Raw genomic sequence first — 17,455 nt, 5'->3', positions numbered from 1 at the left:
GCAAAAATACTGATTTAATCTATTGGCTCAAATAACAGCGTTGTCATCTGTTTATTATCCAGTATCTGGTTGCTTATTTCCAGCACATCATCGGCTGTTACTGCGTTAATTTTTGCGATAACATCTTCCAACGAGTCGATATGATTAAAATCCATCAGGCTTTTGGCCATAGAAATAATGAGGCCCATACGGCCTTCTTCGGCCAAAGCAATCTGCCCGTTAAACTTCTGTTTGGCCTGATGTAATTGTAACGTGCCTAGCTTATTGTCACGTAGTTTCTTTAGCTCTTTATTAACCAGTCGCATGGCGCGATCTGCCTTTTCTACATCTGTTCCGAAGTAGATGTTAAATATGCCGGTGTCAGTTAGCGGGGTATAGCTCGATTCAATAGTATAAGCGATTCCATATTTCTCCCTGATCTCGAGATTTAGTCTGCTGCTCATGCCCATACCGCCAAGAAGGTTATTAACTAATAGTAACCCGCTCTTATAAGGATGCGATGACGGATAGGCCTGCATGCCCATTACGCAATGGGTTTGCGATATCGACTTTTCTGCTTTTACAAACTCTGGTAAATTAACGACCGGTTTAATTCGGTTTTTAACAGCATTGTTTGCCGGTACGCTGCCCAAATGTTTATCAGCCAGTTTAACCAGTTTTTTAAAGTCGTATTCGCCGGCAACACCCAGGATAATCTGCGAAGTATTATAGTTCTGATTAATAAAGCCTCGAACATCGGGCTTATTAATTTTACTAACCGTTTCGGGCGTGCCCAAAATATTGCCGCCTAAAATATGGCCTTTAAACAGCAGCCCTTCAAAGTCGTCCTGAATGGCTTCTTCAGGTTGATCAAGGTAAGAGGCGATTTCATCCAGAATTACACCGCGTTCTTTTTCAATCTCGGCTTGCGGAAAGGTAGAGTGAAAAACGATGTCTTCGAACAAGTCTATTGTGCGCTCCAAATGCTCTTTTAAAAAAGAGGCATGGATGCAAGTATATTCTTTAGTAGTATAAGCATTTAAGTCGGCGCCAACCAGCTCCAGGCGATTCAGAATTTGCGAGGTATTACGGCGCTCGGTTTCTTTAAATAATAAGTGCTCTATAAAATGGGCAAGGCCTTCCTGCTCGGGCTGCTCATCGCGCGAACCGGCGTTTATAATTAAACAACAGTGGGCAATGGCTGATTTTACGGGGTGGTGTAATATACGTATGCCGTTTGATAGGGTATAAACCTGATATTCCATATTTCTGTGACAAAGATACTGTTATTTAGCACGATAACTTTTAAGCTTATTAGGTAGCTTTGTAGCATGAACGTAAAAGTTGCCGACCTGAAGTTTGAACCTCTGATAGAAGAGGACACTATAAAACAAAGAATCGCCGTGCTTGGTGAGCAAATTAGTAAAGAGTACGAAGGCAAGTTGCCGGTATTTTTAGGCGTGCTGAACGGAAGCTTTCTATTCATTGCCGACTTGGTAAGAGAAGTAACAACACCATGCGAGGTTACCTTCACCAAACTGGCCTCTTACTTTGGCGGCACCGTGAGCAGTCTTACAGTTAGAAGCGACATTGAATTGAGTATAGATATCAGTAACCGCGACGTAATTATTGTGGAGGATATTATAGATTCGGGTAATACCCTGGCTTACCTGATAGAGCGCCTGAAGGTTTTTAACCCGGCATCTCTTAAAGTTTGCACGCTACTATCGAAAACGGACGCTATAGAGATCCATATGCCCGAGCTTACCTATATCGGCTTTGAAATAGCAAACGAGTTTGTGGTAGGTTATGGTTTAGACTATAAAGAGCAAGGCCGCAACCTAAAAAGCATTTATCGTATGGTAGGCGAGTAGTTAGCTAACTACTTCGCCGCTCATTTCATTCAACAGCTCTACAGCGCGTTCTATAGTGCCTACACCTTCTATGCTGATACGCAGGGTGTTTTTCACTTCTTTCAGATTAACCTTGCGCGGGTTGTATTGCACGTATTGCAACACCTGCCTAAAAGCGTCGGTCTCAAAATATGGCGATTGCTGGTTGCTGATAAAATAGCCCCGCAGTACATTCTTTTTAAGCGAGATCTTTTCAAACCCGATGGTTTTACCCAACCATTGCAAACGCATGGTGTTCATCAGGTCGTTTACCTGCGGAGGAATTGGGCCAAAACGATCTGCAAGCTGTTTTTCGAATGCTAATAGCTCTACTTCGTTTTCCAGTTTAGATAGTTCGGTGTAGAGGTTGTACCGTTCGGCAATGTTGGTTACGTATTCGTCGGGTATTAATATTTCGAGATCAGTATCTATTTGTGTGAACGAGATAAACGGCCGCGGCTTCTCATCCTGGAAAAGGTCTTTAAACTCATCATCTTTCAGCTCTTGGATAGCCTCGTCCAGAATTTTGTGATACATGTCGAAGCCAATTTCGGCAATAAAGCCGCTTTGCTCAGCTCCCAACAAATTACCACTGCCGCGGATATCCAAATCGCGCATGGCCACGTTAAAGCCGCTGCCAAGTTCAGAAAACTCTTCGATAGCGCTTAGTCGTTTACGGGCTTCTGGAGTCAATGTAGATAAAGGTGGACTAAGCAAATAGCAGAAAGCCTTTTTATTACTTCTACCCACACGGCCACGCATCTGGTGCAAATCGCTGAGGCCGAACATGTGGGCGTGGTTGATGATGATGGTATTGGCGTTCGGTATATCCAAACCAGCCTCAATAATGGTGGTGGCAACCAGCACATCATACTCGTGGCCAACAAATTTCAGCATCACATCTTCCAGATCGTCGCCTTCTAACTGGCCGTGTGCAATGCCAATGCGAGCCTTGGGAACGAGTTTGCGGATCATACCGCCTAGCTGCATCAGATCGGCCACGCGGTTATGGATAAAAAAGATCTGCCCGCCGCGGTCTATTTCAAATTCTACAGCTTCTTTAATCAGCTTGTCGTTAAACACATGCAGTTCGGTAACTACTGGCTGACGGTTAGGCGGAGGCGTTGATATAATTGAAAGATCGCGCGCCCCCATTAATGAGAAGTGTAGCGTACGCGGTATAGGCGTTGCAGTTAAGGTCAGGGTGTCCACGTTAACGCGCATCTGTTTCAGCTTCTCTTTAGTAGATACGCCAAACTTTTGCTCCTCGTCGATGATCATTAAACCAAGATCCTTAAACTTTACATCCTTGCTCACCAAGCGATGCGTGCCGATAATGATATCCACCTTGCCCTCGGCTAGTTTAGCCAGGGTATCTTTAATCTGCTTGCTGGTTTTAAATCGGTTAATGTAATCGATATTGCAAGGAAAGCCTTTAAGGCGATCTGTAAATGTTTTGTGGTGCTGCGCCGCTAAAATGGTAGTAGGTACCAATACAGCAACTTGCTTACTATCTGCCACGGCCTTAAATGCAGCGCGGATAGCTACCTCTGTTTTGCCGAAACCTACGTCGCCGCAAATGAGGCGGTCCATCGGGTGGGGCGATTCCATGTCTTTTTTGAAATCGGCAGTTGCTTTTTCCTGGTCCGGGGTATCCTCGTAAATAAAGGAAGCTTCTAACTCAGTTTGCAGATAGCTATCGGGGTGGAATGCCGTTCCCTGTTGCGCTTTACGTACAGCGTAAAGTTTAATAAGGTCACGGGCTATGTCCTTAACTTTTTTTTTTGTGGTTTTTTTCAGCCGCTCCCAGGTATCGGTACCCAGTTTATTCATTTTGGGTACCATACCCTCTTTACCGCTAAATTTAGAGATACGGTTAAGCGAGTTGATGTTGACATACAATAAATCGTTGTCTGCATATATCAGCCTGATCATTTCCTGCATTTTGCCGTTAACCTCCACTTTTTCCAGGCCGGCATATTTGCCAATGCCGTGATCAATGTGGGTAACATAGTCACCGGGTTTAAGGTCGCGAAGTTCCTTCAGGGTGATGGCTTGCGTGCGCTGATAACCTTTGCGTAGTTTGTATTTATAATAACGATCGAAGATTTGATGATCGGTATAGCAGGCAATTTTCTGCTCGCGGTCAACAAAGCCTTCACGTACGGAAATATTTATCGGCGTAAACTGTACCGTTTTATCCAGGTCATCAAAAATGGCATATAAACGCTCCACCTGTTTAGGCGAATCGGTGAAAATGCAATTCTCAATTTTTTCGGCCTCGTTATTTTTTATGTTGTGGATCAGCAGGCTGAAATCTTTATTGAACGATGGCTGAGGGCGGATATCGAAGTTAAAAGCATTGGTGCCATCGTAAAAAAACTGCTTGCCAAACTCTACAACAGCAAAGTCGTAAAGCTGATCTGCAATCAATTTATCGTCGGTAAAACCAAACTTAGGGTCAATCCAATCCGGGTTTTGGTTTTTTTCATCTGCCGATAGCGCCTTCCAAAGCTGGGTGGCTTTTTTGAAGCCGTCGCGGATAATGTCCAGCGTAAACTGTACATCTTTGATCCATACCTGCGTGCCGGCCTCGGCATATTCGAGCAAAGAAATGTTATTCTCCGTCAAAAACTTCGACTGCACGTTAGGTACAATGGTAATGGTTTTAATCTGCTCAACAGAAAGCTGGCTTTCTACCTCGAAGGTGCGGATAGATTCGATATAATCCCCGAAAAATTCGATGCGGTAAGGCAGGTCGTGCGAGAAAGAAAAGATATCTACAATACCACCTCGTACAGAAAACTGGCCAGGTTCGTATACAAATTCAACACGTTCAAAATCGTATTCGATCAAAAACTCGTTGATAAATTCGATGCTAAGGTTGTTTTGAACAGCTATTTCAAGCGTATTTTTCTCCAGCGATTTACGATCAATCACCTTCTCGGCCATGGCCTCGGGGTAGGTGACGATTAGGCGACCCACATTTGAAGTATGATTCAAGTCGTTCAATACCTCGGCACGAGCCAATACATTGCTGCTATCCGGCTGGGTAAACTCAAATGGTTTACGATACGAGGATGGGAAAAGTAAAACTTCCTGACCGGTAAGATTTTCCAGATCGGCCTGCATATAACTTGCTTCTTCGCGATCTGGCAGCACAAATATCATGTGCCTGTGATGCAAAAACCACAAAGCTACGGCCACTATGGCATCGCTGGATCCAACGAGCCCACGCAGCTGTATACGGGGATTTTTTGAGGCGTTAAGTGCTTTCGCCACTTCCTGCACCCGGCTGTCGCCCTTGTATCGGTCTAATATGTCGCGGATATTCAAAACGTTGCAAATATAAGCAAAAACGAGGCCTAAAAATAAGAGCCTCACCTAAATCCTCTCCAGAGGAGAGGACTTTAAACCCGAAAGTTGCTCCCTCTCCCATGGAGAGGGCGGGGTGAGGCTCTTAAACAAAAATCAAATGTTAAAACAAACAAACTGCTGACAAAAATCCTTTTATGAGTAGCCGAGACAATCGGTGTCATTCTGTAAACTTTAACCAGACATTATATCATGAAAAATGCATTTCAATCAGGTTTAATCATCGGCATACTTAGCGGCTTATGGCTGTTTATTATGCGTTGGGCCGGTTATACTACTTTCAACGACCAGGTTTCACCAATAGAATATATCTCTATTTTGATTCCGATTTTCGGGCTGTATTTTGGCGTTCGCAGCTATCGCGATAAAGAGCTAAAAGGGAATATGGGATTTTTGGAAGCCTTGGTACAAAGCTTTAAGATTTTAATTGTTGGGGGCGTAATTGCTGTATTTGTAGGGATTGTTTATATCAACTATATCGCAGCCGAAAGCAACTTCCGCGATTTTTCGGGCAGAATATTTGGCGCATTGCTTATCGGTTTGTTATCTTCATTAGCGGTATCGCTATTGTTAATGACGAAGCCCGAAAAAGTAGACTAATGTGCTGAAAAAGAACTTCGAATTAATATTTTGGATAATGGCTATCGTGGCCCTGGGTGTATGCAACCCGGCCGCAGATAGCCATTTTACGTTATGCCCGCTCAAGTTAATGGGTTTTAAGTGGTGCCCGGGCTGCGGCATAGGCCATGCAATAGCTTTTGCTTTGCATGGCGAATTCAGGAAATCGTTTAATGCGCATTGGCTGGGTATACCTGCCGTGGTTATAATTTTACATCGCATCTGTAACTTAATTCAAGTTAAAACATCTAAATTTAAAACACACAAACCTTTTGATTATGAGCGTTAACCCATTCACCACGCTACCCGGAGCTACTTACGAAGAGATTAACTTTTTGCAGCACATCACAACCGGGCTTAGTGATACCCAGATGCAAAGCTTTTTAAACATCTATTACGGGAGGCGTAAAAGTCCGCAGGATATAATGATATTTATTTTGTTAGGCTTTGTTGGCATTGCCGGCGTGCATAAGTTTTTAACAGGCCAGATAGTGATGGGTATACTCTACCTTTTTAGCGCCGGTTTTTGCTTTGTGATGACGATTATAGATCTCATTAACTATAAAAACCTGACTAATGAATACAACGAGAAAATGGCTTTCGAAAGTGTAAATATTGCGAGGCTAAACCCTTAAATGAAAGTTGTTTTTTTTACGCTCCTGCTTTGCTATTGTTGCCTAAACCTTAAAGCCCAGCAGGACATCTCTTATAGCCCGGAGCATTTATATCCGGCCGATACTTTACGTAAAGACTTGGCATTTTTAAAAAGCGTACTCGAAGAGGCGCACCCGAGTTTGTACCGGTACACGCCCAAAGATTCTTTAGAGAAGTACTTCGCCGAGGCCGACGGTAAACTTACCGGCCCGATGACCGATGTAGCATTTTGGAAAATTGCGGCTCCACTGGTATCGGCTATACGGTCGGGACATACAGTTCTAATGCCATCCAATGCATTTGTAAACTGGTGCAATAATCAAATGATTGATAGGATGCCATTATCTGTACTTGAAAAAAATGGACATATTTATGCTGCGAGCTTTCCCGGAATACCCAAACCTTTATTTCCGGGTGCCGAAATTATGAGTATCGACGGGCATCCTGCAGCTATGATACTAGCGGAGCTACAAAAGCTCTTGCCAACCGAAGGATATAGCGAGCAATTTCATAGCGAATTGATGGAGAGTAACTACTTCGACAGATTTTACGGCTTGCTTTGGGGGTTTAAACCACAGTACAATATTATTTATAAAGATAGCGCCGGATTAGCGCAAACAACAATCTTAAAGGCTAAAAAAGCGATATACGGAACAAGCCTAGATCAAAATAAGGCTATGCGTAATGGCAAAATTGATGATATTAAAGAATCTGTCGGGGTAACTTATTGCGAAGGCTTGCCCGCAACAGCGATGCTGAAAATATCGCAGTTTGCCTACGTGAACTATTACGAGAGTTTTGACGAGAATTTTTTTAAACAACTTAAGGCCGATAAAATAAAACATTTGATTATCGACATCCGTGGAAACGGAGGCGGGTCTATGGCAATTGGCACCGACATAATGCAATACCTTATTAAAGGGTTTTGCTCCCAAACGGACGGTGTAACGGCGAGGGCAAGAAAATTTTCATTTGCCTCCAATATTATAAAAGATGGCAGCGATGATATAACCGTGTTTAGGCTTATTAATGTGGGCCATCATAAGTATGCCTGGAAAAATGCTGATGGAAAGTGTTACAGTTATCCAGAATACAATTTTAACCAGGATGTTTATCTTTTGGTAGATAAAGGCACATTTTCTGCTGCGGCGTTGTTTGCGGCTAATCTTAAATCGCAACGTAAAATAACTGTTTTGGGAGAAGAAACTGGCGGCGGCGAGGCGGGAACCGACGGCTGGGGATTTGCAATTGTAACGTTACCCCAAACGCATTTGTTATTGCAACTGCCCGAATTTTGGGTGAAAAGCACCTTCGAACATAAAAATAACGGGCATGGTGTAATACCGGATATTGTGGTTTCGCCCACCATTGCCGACAGGGTAAACAACAACGATGTGGTTTTAAAAAAAACGTTTGAAGTGATCAGGAGTAAAACCAAGCCAAATTAATTTACTTTGCTATATATGAAGTTAGCAGAACTCACCAACTACCTCGAAAGCCTTGCGCCACTGGCTTACCAGGAAGACTATGATAATTCGGGCCTTATTGTGGGCCACCCGGAGCAGGAAGTTAGCCAGGCACTGATCTCGCTCGACTGTACAGAAGCAGTAGTAGACGAAGCTATTGCCAAGCATTGTCAGGTAATTATATCGCACCACCCGATTGTTTTTAAAGGCCTTAAAAAGTTCAACGGAAAAACCTACGTAGAGCGCGTGGTAGAGAAAGCCATTAGGCACAACATCGCACTTTATGCTATACATACCAACCTCGATAATGTAACCGGCGGCGTTAACGCACGGATTTGCCAGACCCTCGGGCTGCAGAATTGCCATATCCTTTCGCCGAAGCCCAACTTGTTAAAAAAACTGGTTACTTACGTACCCCAGGCTCAGGCAGAAGAAGTTCGGGCGGCTTTGTTTAAAGCAGGGGCGGGCAACATCGGCAATTACAGCGAATGCAGTTTTAACGCTGATGGTACTGGCACCTTTAAAGGAGGCGCCGGAACCAATCCTTATGTTGGGCAGGTTGGCCAACAGCATCAGGAGCAGGAAGTTAGGATAGAAACGATATATCCCGCACAATCGGAAAGCAAAATACTGATGGCCTTGTTTTTGGCCCATCCTTATGAAGAGGTAGCATACGACCTTTACCACTTAACCAACCAATACAAACAAGTTGGATCTGGTATGGTGGGCGAACTGCCATCGGCTATGAGTGAGAATGAGTTTTTACGCCATGTAAAATATAATATGAAAGCCGAGGTTATACGCCATACAGAACTGCGTGGCAAGGCCGTTAAAAAGGTAGCTGTTTGTGGTGGCTCGGGTGGCTTTTTACTGAAGCAGGCGATAGCCGCCGGCGCCGATGTTTTTATCACGGCAGATTATAAGTACCATGAGTTTTTTGATGCCGAAAAAAAGATTATAATTGCAGACATCGGACATTTTGAAAGTGAGCAGTTTACGCAGCATTTATTATATGAAAATATTCAAAAAAAATTCGCTAACTTTGCCGTCCGTTTAACAGAAATTAATACAAACCCCATAAAATATTTTATTTGATGGAACAAACCGTAGAACAGAAGCTTAAAGCTTTATACGAACTACAAACTATCCATACCAAAATCGACAGAATACGCCAGGTAAGAGGTGAGCTGCCAATGGAAGTTGCAGACCTTGAAGATGACGTAGCTCAGCTTGAGACCCGTATACAAAAGATCAAAGCAGAGCTTGACGATCTTGAAGATGATATCGTAACCCGTAAAAACCTGATCAAAGATGCTCAGGCGAACATCAAGAAATATGAAGGCCAGCTTAGCGATGTGAAAAACAACCGCGAGTATGAGGCAATCTCTAAAGAGGTTGAGATTCAGGGTCTTGATATTCAGGTAAGCGAGAAAAAAATCAGAGAGTTTGAGTACGAGATCGGTAACAAAACCCAGATCTACGAAAAAGCTGCTGCTGATTTAGAAAGCCGTAAAAGCGACCTTGATGCTAAAAAAGCAGAACTAGGTACTATTACTGCCGAAACTCAGAAAGAAGAAGAAGAACTGACTTCACAAGCAGAAAAAGCAAAAGAAAACATCGAACCACGTTTATTAACTGCTTACAGCCGTTTACGCGGTAATGCTAAAAATGGTTTAGCAGTTGTAACTATTCAGCGTGATTCTTGCTCTGGTTGCTTTAACCAAATCCCGCCACAGCGCCAGTCGGACATCCGTCAGCGTAAAAAAATCATTGTTTGCGAACATTGTGGCCGTATTTTGGTTGATGAGCAAACAGCGCTCGAAACCGAAACTGCTTAATCAGTTTTATAATGATATTACCAAGGCGCCCGCAAGGCGCCTTTTTTTGTTATGATCAGAAAATTATTTGTATTAATTACCCTTTTATTTTGCTTTGGCCAGGCCCATGCCAACTTCGATTTTAATAGCAATTGCGTGCAGGCCTACAACAGTTTGCTTAGCTTAAAACTAAAGCGCGCACGCACATTAATAGATCAGGAGAAGGCCGCGCATCCAGATAACGCCATTGCCATATTACTGGATAACTACTACGATTATTTCTGGCTGTTAACCAACGACAGCAAAGCCGACTATGACCGCCTGAAGGATAACAAAAGCAAACGCATTAACTTACTGGAAGACGAGGACGATAAATCGCCCTACTATAATTTTGCTATAGCACAGGTTAATTTACAGTGGGCGCTTATCCATAGCCGTTTTGGTGAAAACACGTCGGCTGGGTTTGAGATTAACAAGGCCTACAAACTGCTCCAGTCTAACTCTAAAAAATTCCCTGGCTTTTTGCCGGATGATATCCCGTTGGGTATGGTGAATGTGCTGCTCGGTTCTATCCCAGATGGTGCATTGAAAAGCACGCTAAGCTTTTTCGGCGTGAAAGGAAACACCAATACGGGCATAAACATGCTGCAGCAGTTAACTGTTAAACTGCCGCACTCGGGCTATGCCATGTATTATGATGAGCTGGTGTTTTATTTAACCTATATACAGGCTTATATTATAAACGATACTGCGGCTTATCAGAAAATGCAGCAATATGTAGCATCGATAGACAACGGTAGCCTTAACAAGGCCTATATTAAGGCTTTTGTGGCAATAAGAACGGGCCATAGTGGCGAGGCCATAGATTATCTGGAACATCGCCCTGCGGGCAGCGAATACCCTTCTTACCCGTACCTGGACTATTTGATGGCCAACGCCAAAATGAACCGCCTGGATACTACTGCCGACGACTACTTCAAAAAGTTTATCAACGAAAGCAAGGGAGTGAGTTATATTAAAGACGCCTACCTGCATTTAGCCTGGAACGCGCTGCTGAATGGCGACGAACACAAATATCAAAGCTACATTCAGCTGGTGAAAACAAAGGGTTACCAGTATAACGATAAAGACAAACAAGCGCTTACCGAGGCCAATAACCCCACACCTAATCCCGACCTGCTTAGAGCACGCTTGTTATTTGATGGCGGCTTTTACGACAAGGCTCTAAAGATCCTTCAGGACAAGAACCCGGCCGGCTTAACGCAGGTGCAGGATAAAACAGAATACTATTACCGCCTCGGTCGTGTGTACGATGCTATGGATAAAGACGACGATGCCTTGCGCAATTATCAACTTACCATTAATGCTGGCAAAGGGACATCGTATTACTACGCACCTACTGCCGCATTAAAAATGGGCAATATCTACGAACGACAAAAAAATAAAACCGAGGCCGTGCATTGGTACAACACAGCCATCGCCTTCAAAAACCATCAGTACGAAAACAGTATTGAGCAGAAAGCCAAAGAGGGGATTAAGCGGCTGGGATATTAGTAAAGGGAGTCAAGAATCAGGATAAGTTCACCACAATGTCATTGCGAGGTACGAAGCAACCTCGTCGCTATTCTTAAAAAGAGGATTACGACGAGGTTGCCGCGCTATCGCTCGCAATGACACAAAAGAGAACCTTTTAAAACAAACTCGTTTGCCTACCACTCTTTGGGGTAAACAAAGTCAAATCATAGCCCGGCATTTCCCTGCCGGCTAGAAAACGGGTGCAAGCCATGCGGTAAAGCTGGTGGATAGACTCGGCTATATTACCATCGCCCGACATGCGGCGACCAAATTCGCTGTCGTTTATCTTTCCGCCGTGGCAGCTTGCTATCATGTTTAAAACCTTATCGGCCTTGTTGGGGAAGGCTTTATAAATCCAATCTGTAAAGATATCGCCAACGGCGCCATTAAGGCGTACAAGGGTAAAGCCTGCATCAACTGCCCCACGGTTGGCTGCAGCGCGAATAATATCGGGAATTTCGTTGCTGTTTAGGCCGGGGATAATAGGTGCTGTCATCACCCGCACCGGGATGCCCGCAGCAGACAGTTTCTCTATTGTGGATAACCTGCCCGAAGCCGTGACTGTGCGGGGCTCCAGCTTTTGGCGCAACTGCTCGTCTAAAGAGGTAATAGAAACATTTACATGTACCAGGTTGAGCTTTGCCAGTTCTATTAAAATATCCAGATCGCGGGTTACGAGGTTGTTTTTGGTGATGATGCTTACCGGGTTACGATACTGCAAAAAAACTTCCAGAAGTTTGCGGGTTATCTCGAGTTTACGTTCAACCGGTTGGTAGCAATCTGTATTGCCCGAGAGCATAATGGGCACCGGGCTGTAGCCGCGTTTGTTAAAGTATTTTTCGAGCAGTTCGGGAGCGTTATGTTTAATGATGATTTTTCGCTCAAAATCCAACCCGGCGCTAAAACCATAATATTCGTGGCTGTTACGGGCGTAGCAATAGATGCAGCCATGTTCGCATCCCTGATAGGGATTAATAGAGTACATGTGGCTGAGGTCGGGGCTGTTAGATTCGCTTACAATCTTTTTGGCGTTCTCGTTATAAAACTGGGTTGCCTCGTTTTCGAGCAATGGTTCGTCAAGCGCCTCGATGTGATCGAGTACATATTTGTTTTTTAGAAATTTGTTGTGGGTGTTTACCTGCGCCCCCCGTCCCTTAAAATATTCGGGATTGTCTTCAAATGGCATACAACAAATTTGCTAATTATTTTAGCAAACTACAATTGTATTAAATTATTTTTTATAGCGTATAACACCAGCCCAACACGGCTTTTGATCTGTAATTTATCAAACAGCTGATCGCGGTAACCATCAACCGTGCGTGCGCTAATGCACATTTGATCGGCAATTTCTTTATAGGTGAGTTCGGTACCTGCGAGGCGCAAAAACTCTATTTCGCGGTTGTTGAGTTTAATATCTTCTTTATGGTGCAGGTTTTTTACCAGGTGGTCGGTTACAAAAGGTGGGTAGTAAAGGTCGTTGTTGGCAACGGTTTTTAAAGCCACTTCAAACTCATCTGGTTCGGAGTCTTTTAACAGATAGCCATTTACACCTAGTTTTACCATGGTAAGTACCTTGTCGGCATCCTGAAACATGGATAAGATGATGATCTTAACACCGGGGTGGTGTTTTTTAAGCCATTGGGTGGTGCCGAAACCATCCATCTCGGGCATATTAATATCGAGAAGGATAATATCGGGTTTTTGGCCGGCGTTTATTTTTTCGATAAGTTCATTGCCGTTTCCGGCCTCGAATAATACCTGATACTCCGGGAACTGATCTATTAATGAAGCAATTCCGCTTCTGAACAGTCGATGATCATCAACTAAGGCTATTTGAATAAGTTCCGTCGGCATACGCGTTTTCTAAAAGCGGATCGAGTGCGATCGAAACTGTACAGCCGTTACCCGGCGAACTTTCTATTGTAGCTACAGCGCCAATTAACGACGCCCTGTTTTGCAGGTTTTTTAAACCAGAACCACGATGCTCATCTATTATGCTGGTCGAGAATCCATCACCATCATCCGCGATGGTCAAATTAAACACTTTTGCCGAATATAGCAACTGGATTTTAAGCTCGCGGGCATTTGCGTGCTTAAGTGCGTTATTTACAGTCTCCTGAAAAATGCGGAAAATTACCAGCTCATTCTTTTCACCCAACGAATACTCATTGCCCTCAACATTAAACGTTGCCTTTACCAGCCCACTTTTATTAATGCGTTCTATTTCCAGCCTGATGGTTTTGGTTAGTCCTGCGGCTTTGATGGTATCAAAGCTCATACTTTTAGATAAATCGCGCAGGTCATTAATAGCTTGCGACAGCAGCTCCCGGCTTTCGGTAATTTTGTTTTGCGCCTGTACCGGATCTTTGGCACTTACACCCAATGAGAGTTTAACAAAGGAGAGTACCTGGGTTATATTATCATGAATCTCACGGCTCACATACGTAAGCGTTTGATCCTGAACTTCGATCTGGGTTTTCAAGATCTCCTGCTTCAGGTTTTGCTCAATGGCAGTGATCTTTTTCTGATGCTCGAAGGTTCTGCGCTGGTAAATAAACAGAATAGTGATAATAAATAATACAAATAGTATCAGGATACCAATAGCTACTGTTAGTAAAACCCAGAAATCAAAACCGTCAGACACTTGCTTTTATATGCTTTTTTGGAACCACCACACTTTTAACAAGTGCTACAAAAATGCATAAATATAAAAGGATATTAGTTAAAAACAATAAAGGTCTAACAGCAGTCCATTGTTTTGAAGCATACATTTGCGCATTTTGGGGATTTAACATTACCGACAGTGATATATGATGCCTCTCCGAATAATTTATGAGGTATAACTCCGATAGGAAATATATAATGCTGAAAGAATAATAAAACAATAAAGCGCCTGCTACCATCAACGTGTAGACGTTTAGCTTTTTGTAATGTGTTATCTGATTAAATATGTTAAAAATATATGCAATAGACCAGATTACAATCCAAAAGCTTTTGGTTGCTACTACGTAATCCAATATCGTTTTAGCAGCCAGCGGTTTTAACTTTAAAAAGAAATAAAGATATCCGCTAACAAATGCCAGGAATATAACAATACTTACTTTAATGAGGGCTTTAATCACCTTAAAGTCAACGTTGATATAAAAGAACCATGCGAAACAGGCATACTCTAAGGGGTTGAAAATAAAACCGGTGAATAGACCATTTTTATTTTTAACAGAAAAATATTCTCCTATCAGCTCTTCAATTATAGAAACAGTAGCTGCTAAAGCGATTGGATACAACTTTGTATCCAATCGCTTTGCAAATAATAAAGATAGGCCCAATATTGAATCTAATAATATTAAGGCAAGAGCAATGTAGTATAGTGATTTCAAATTTATAATGTATATGAATCACCATCACAGCCAGGAGGGCATATGCTTAGATCTTCGTAAACCTGGGTTGCGTCATCGTCAAGCGTAATGTTGGCATTAGTACTGTCCGCACCGATTACTACTAACGAGTGTCCTTGAGGCAAGCCCTGTGCTTGTGCTTTCGGATCTACTACAGCCAAATAAAACCTTACAAACTGGCAATCTGGTTGATCTAAAATTTTTCGTAAATAATCTGCATTAATGGTTAGGGACCGGATATCTGTGTCCGTGCATGCTTTGGCATACGTTTCTACCATTTCTCTGGCCTCGGCCATAGTGATTCTGCGTCCTGCTGATGAAGGATCTTGTGTTACTGACATTTGTGTTTAATTAGGGAGCGAATATAATAATTAGAAGGAATCGCCATCATTACATGTTGGCGGGCAATGCGTAAAATCTTCATAAACTTCACTGTCCGCCTCTCCCTGCAACATAGCTTTATTTTGCGAATCAACACCCACGGCAACTAATGAGTGTGCATTATCAATACCCGCCGATGCGGCACCGTCTTTTAAGCATACATGAAAACGAACGTGTTCGCATCCGGGCTGGTCGATAATTTTTCTTAGATGGTCTGCGCTGATGGTTAATGAGCGGAGATGATGGGGTTGAGCCTTGCCTTTGTAATCTGCGATCATTTTTCTGGCCTCGCTCAATTTAATCTTACGGCCGTGTGGTGCCGGATCTTTTGCTGTTGACATTGTTTTGGTTTAAGAGGTTAATGATAGTTTAATAGCAAGGGCAAAAAATGCGGATATAATAATATTCGCATGCTACAATAATACATTTACCCATCGAATTTAAAAAACGTGTTTTCACGGTATTTTGACGTAATTCAGCAAAAAATACACGCATGGGGTCTCAAATTGCGGAGTATTAAAACACAACGTATTTTGGCGGTGTTTAAAAGCCATGCGTCGTTTCCTTCAAAAATTACTATCCAGGCCAATTATCAGGTTGTCAGACAAATACTCATCAAAACCGAACCACAGGCGGGTGTTTAGTTCGCTTACCTTATTGCGGAAGAAAATAATTAATCCGAAAAGTAACCGTGGAATAGTAATACCGTTTGATAGTGCCGAAGGTCGGTTCATCGTCTTGTCCGACCAGCATAAGGGTGCCCGTGATAACTCTGACGATTTTGCATTGGCGGAGAAAAACTATCTCGCGGCATTGGACTATTATGATCAGGAGCGGTTTACCTATATTAATCTTGGTGATAGTGAGGAGCTATGGGAAAACCTGTTTCTGACAGTTAAGCACCATAATAAGGCTACGTTTGAAGCAGAGAAGAAATTTTTAGACCGCGATGCGTTTGTGAAGATCTTTGGTAATCACGATCTCTATTGGGATAATGACCCGCTGGCGCCCATAAGTTTGTATCAGATTTACAGTAAAAAATTCAAGGTTTATGAGGGGATAATTCTGCAAACAACAATTAACAAAAAGCCGTTGGATATTTACATGACGCACGGTCATCAGGGCGATTTGCAATGCGATGGCAACTGGTTTAGCAAATGGTTTGTATCTAATGTGTGGGCGCCGGTACAGTCGTACCTGTGCATAAACCTCAACACCCCGGCCAACAACAACGACCTGAAGACGGCCCATAATCAGATGATGTACGAGTGGAGCTCGAGGCAAAATAACACCTTGCTGATAACCGGGCATACACATCAACCAGTATTTCAATCGTTAACGCATATCGAAAGTCTATATATTCAGCGAGCGCGGGCCGAAAAAAATAACGATGTAAACGAGATCAACAAACTGAACGTGGAGATAACCAAGCGGCATCTGGAAAATGATAGTTCGCTCGATTTTACAGGTTACCGCCCAACTTATTTTAATAGCGGTTGCTGTTGTTTTGACGATGGTGATATAACCGGGATAGAAATTGCAGACGGCTTTGTCCGCCTGATAAAATGGGAATACGACACACAGGGGAATAGCGGGCGAATTATTTTAGAGGAACGCGACCTTGCGAGCCTTATTAACGAGTTAGAAACTAAAGTTTAAGCTTAGCCATCCAGCAAAAACACATACAATTCTTTGGGGCCGTGCGCTCCCAGCACCAGCGTTTTCTCGATATCGGCTGTGCGGCTTGGGCCGGTTACAACTGATAGCATAGATGGGATTTGCCCCTCATATTTTTGTTTAACGATATTAAATCCATCTTTAAGATCTACCACCAGTTGTGAAGTATAAGCCAGCACAATATGTATAGGTGGATAAATACTCAATCGGCGACCGGCGGCTTCGGCGTTGGAGATCAAGATACTGCCATTGCGGGCAATTAACGCTTCGCATAGGGTAAAACCCACTTCGGCCTGTTCAAAATCTTTATCGGTAGCGTAATAGGGGTATTCGTAACGTTCTAATACCGCTTGCAGGGCTGGTTCCCAGCAGTATATTTTACGCCAGTTACGTTCTTCGGCAAGGGTAAGCAGGTTCTCAATAAATTGCACTTCGTCTTCACAAAATACAAACTGGCCGGCAGCCGCGGTAAATTGCTCGGCAAACATCACTTCGGGCATATCTTCTGCAGGCGGATACATAGGCATCTCCTCGAGATTTGGATATGGGTTATCCCTTTTCTCGAGCAATGCCTTGCGGATCTTTTTAAGCAGGCGCTCTTTAGGCGTGATGTTCTGACTCATTTT

18 protein-coding genes are annotated in these 17,455 nt (G+C 43.2%); 9 read left to right on the top strand and 9 right to left on the bottom strand.

The window, feature by feature from the left end; genetic code table 11:
• Positions 1-14: 14 nt before the first annotated feature.
• Positions 15-1,244: a M16 family metallopeptidase gene (locus GSY63_RS08290; RefSeq protein ID WP_166585330.1), complete on the bottom strand. Its 1,230-nt coding sequence runs from the start codon at positions 1,242-1,244 to the stop codon at positions 15-17.
• 66 nt (positions 1,245-1,310) lie between these two features.
• On the opposite strand from GSY63_RS08290, the gene hpt reads away from it, so the two are divergent.
• Complete coding sequence (hpt, locus tag GSY63_RS08285; RefSeq protein ID WP_166585329.1) at positions 1,311-1,853, top strand: hypoxanthine phosphoribosyltransferase; 543 nt, start codon at positions 1,311-1,313, stop codon at positions 1,851-1,853.
• Here hpt and mfd read toward each other — a convergent pair whose 3' ends face one another.
• Positions 1,854-5,207, bottom strand: a complete 3,354-nt coding sequence (gene mfd / locus GSY63_RS08280) for a transcription-repair coupling factor (RefSeq protein WP_166585328.1) — start codon at positions 5,205-5,207, stop codon at positions 1,854-1,856. It lies immediately after the preceding gene.
• 231 nt (positions 5,208-5,438) lie between these two features.
• Between mfd and GSY63_RS08275 the strand changes: the two genes are divergently transcribed.
• From GSY63_RS08275 to GSY63_RS08245, 7 genes are read left to right on the top strand one after another with little or no spacing between them, the layout of a single operon-like run.
• The gene (locus GSY63_RS08275) at positions 5,439-5,846 is read left to right on the top strand and encodes a DUF4199 domain-containing protein (RefSeq protein WP_166585327.1); all 408 of its coding nucleotides are present in this window, start codon (positions 5,439-5,441) and stop codon (positions 5,844-5,846) included.
• A gap of 37 nt (positions 5,847-5,883) precedes the next feature.
• Positions 5,884-6,153 carry a DUF2752 domain-containing protein gene (locus tag GSY63_RS08270; RefSeq protein WP_166585638.1) on the top strand — a complete coding sequence of 90 codons (270 nt, stop codon included), beginning with the start codon at positions 5,884-5,886 and terminating at the stop codon, positions 6,151-6,153.
• Positions 6,143-6,499: a TM2 domain-containing protein gene (locus GSY63_RS08265; RefSeq protein ID WP_166585326.1), complete on the top strand. Its 357-nt coding sequence runs from the start codon at positions 6,143-6,145 to the stop codon at positions 6,497-6,499. The genes GSY63_RS08270 and GSY63_RS08265 overlap by 11 nt, the downstream gene beginning before the upstream one ends.
• On the top strand, positions 6,500-7,966 hold the full coding sequence (locus GSY63_RS08260) for a S41 family peptidase (RefSeq protein WP_166585325.1): 1,467 nt from the start codon (positions 6,500-6,502) through the stop codon (positions 7,964-7,966).
• Positions 7,967-7,981: 15 nt separating this feature from the next.
• Positions 7,982-9,079, top strand: coding sequence for a Nif3-like dinuclear metal center hexameric protein (locus GSY63_RS08255; protein WP_166585324.1), 1,098 nt, complete (start codon positions 7,982-7,984; stop codon positions 9,077-9,079).
• Positions 9,079-9,822 (top strand): zinc ribbon domain-containing protein, encoded by a 744-nt coding sequence (locus GSY63_RS08250; RefSeq protein ID WP_166585323.1) that lies wholly within the window; start codon positions 9,079-9,081, stop codon positions 9,820-9,822. Before GSY63_RS08255 ends, GSY63_RS08250 begins: the two co-directional genes overlap by 1 nt.
• Positions 9,823-9,873: 51 nt before the next feature.
• A complete protein-coding gene (locus GSY63_RS08245) occupies positions 9,874-11,355 on the top strand; it encodes a tetratricopeptide repeat protein (RefSeq protein ID WP_166585322.1) in 1,482 nt (493 codons plus the stop codon).
• A gap of 136 nt (positions 11,356-11,491) precedes the next feature.
• On the opposite strand, the gene GSY63_RS08240 is transcribed toward GSY63_RS08245, so the two are convergent.
• The 6 genes from GSY63_RS08240 to GSY63_RS08215 are packed head-to-tail and all read right to left on the bottom strand — an operon-like array spanning position 11,492 to position 15,493.
• Complete coding sequence (locus GSY63_RS08240) at positions 11,492-12,562, bottom strand: PA0069 family radical SAM protein (RefSeq protein WP_166585321.1); 1,071 nt, start codon at positions 12,560-12,562, stop codon at positions 11,492-11,494.
• A 29-nt stretch (positions 12,563-12,591) separates the two neighbouring features.
• A complete protein-coding gene (locus GSY63_RS08235) occupies positions 12,592-13,230 on the bottom strand; it encodes a response regulator transcription factor (protein ID WP_166585320.1) in 639 nt (212 codons plus the stop codon).
• Complete coding sequence (locus GSY63_RS08230; RefSeq protein ID WP_166585319.1) at positions 13,196-14,020, bottom strand: sensor histidine kinase; 825 nt, start codon at positions 14,018-14,020, stop codon at positions 13,196-13,198. Before GSY63_RS08230 ends, GSY63_RS08235 begins: the two co-directional genes overlap by 35 nt.
• On the bottom strand, positions 14,013-14,753 hold the full coding sequence (locus GSY63_RS08225; RefSeq protein ID WP_166585318.1) for a hypothetical protein: 741 nt from the start codon (positions 14,751-14,753) through the stop codon (positions 14,013-14,015). The genes GSY63_RS08230 and GSY63_RS08225 overlap by 8 nt, the downstream gene beginning before the upstream one ends.
• Positions 14,754-14,755: 2 nt before the next feature.
• Positions 14,756-15,112, bottom strand: coding sequence for a hypothetical protein (locus GSY63_RS08220; RefSeq protein ID WP_166585317.1), 357 nt, complete (start codon positions 15,110-15,112; stop codon positions 14,756-14,758).
• Positions 15,113-15,142: 30 nt separating this feature from the next.
• On the bottom strand, positions 15,143-15,493 hold the full coding sequence (locus GSY63_RS08215; RefSeq protein ID WP_166585316.1) for a hypothetical protein: 351 nt from the start codon (positions 15,491-15,493) through the stop codon (positions 15,143-15,145).
• Between the two features lie 211 nt (positions 15,494-15,704).
• On the opposite strand from GSY63_RS08215, the gene GSY63_RS08210 reads away from it, so the two are divergent.
• A complete protein-coding gene (locus GSY63_RS08210) occupies positions 15,705-16,811 on the top strand; it encodes a metallophosphoesterase (RefSeq protein ID WP_166585315.1) in 1,107 nt (368 codons plus the stop codon).
• 2 nt (positions 16,812-16,813) lie between these two features.
• On the opposite strand, the gene GSY63_RS08205 is transcribed toward GSY63_RS08210, so the two are convergent.
• Positions 16,814-17,452, bottom strand: coding sequence for a LutC/YkgG family protein (locus GSY63_RS08205; protein ID WP_166585314.1), 639 nt, complete (start codon positions 17,450-17,452; stop codon positions 16,814-16,816).
• Positions 17,453-17,455 lie beyond the last annotated feature (3 nt).

This window comes from Mucilaginibacter agri, assembly GCF_009928685.1.
Taxonomy (GTDB): domain Bacteria; phylum Bacteroidota; class Bacteroidia; order Sphingobacteriales; family Sphingobacteriaceae; genus Mucilaginibacter; species Mucilaginibacter agri.
Note: the sequence above shows the minus strand (reverse complement) of the source record. Positions and strands in the feature narration are given on the sequence as shown.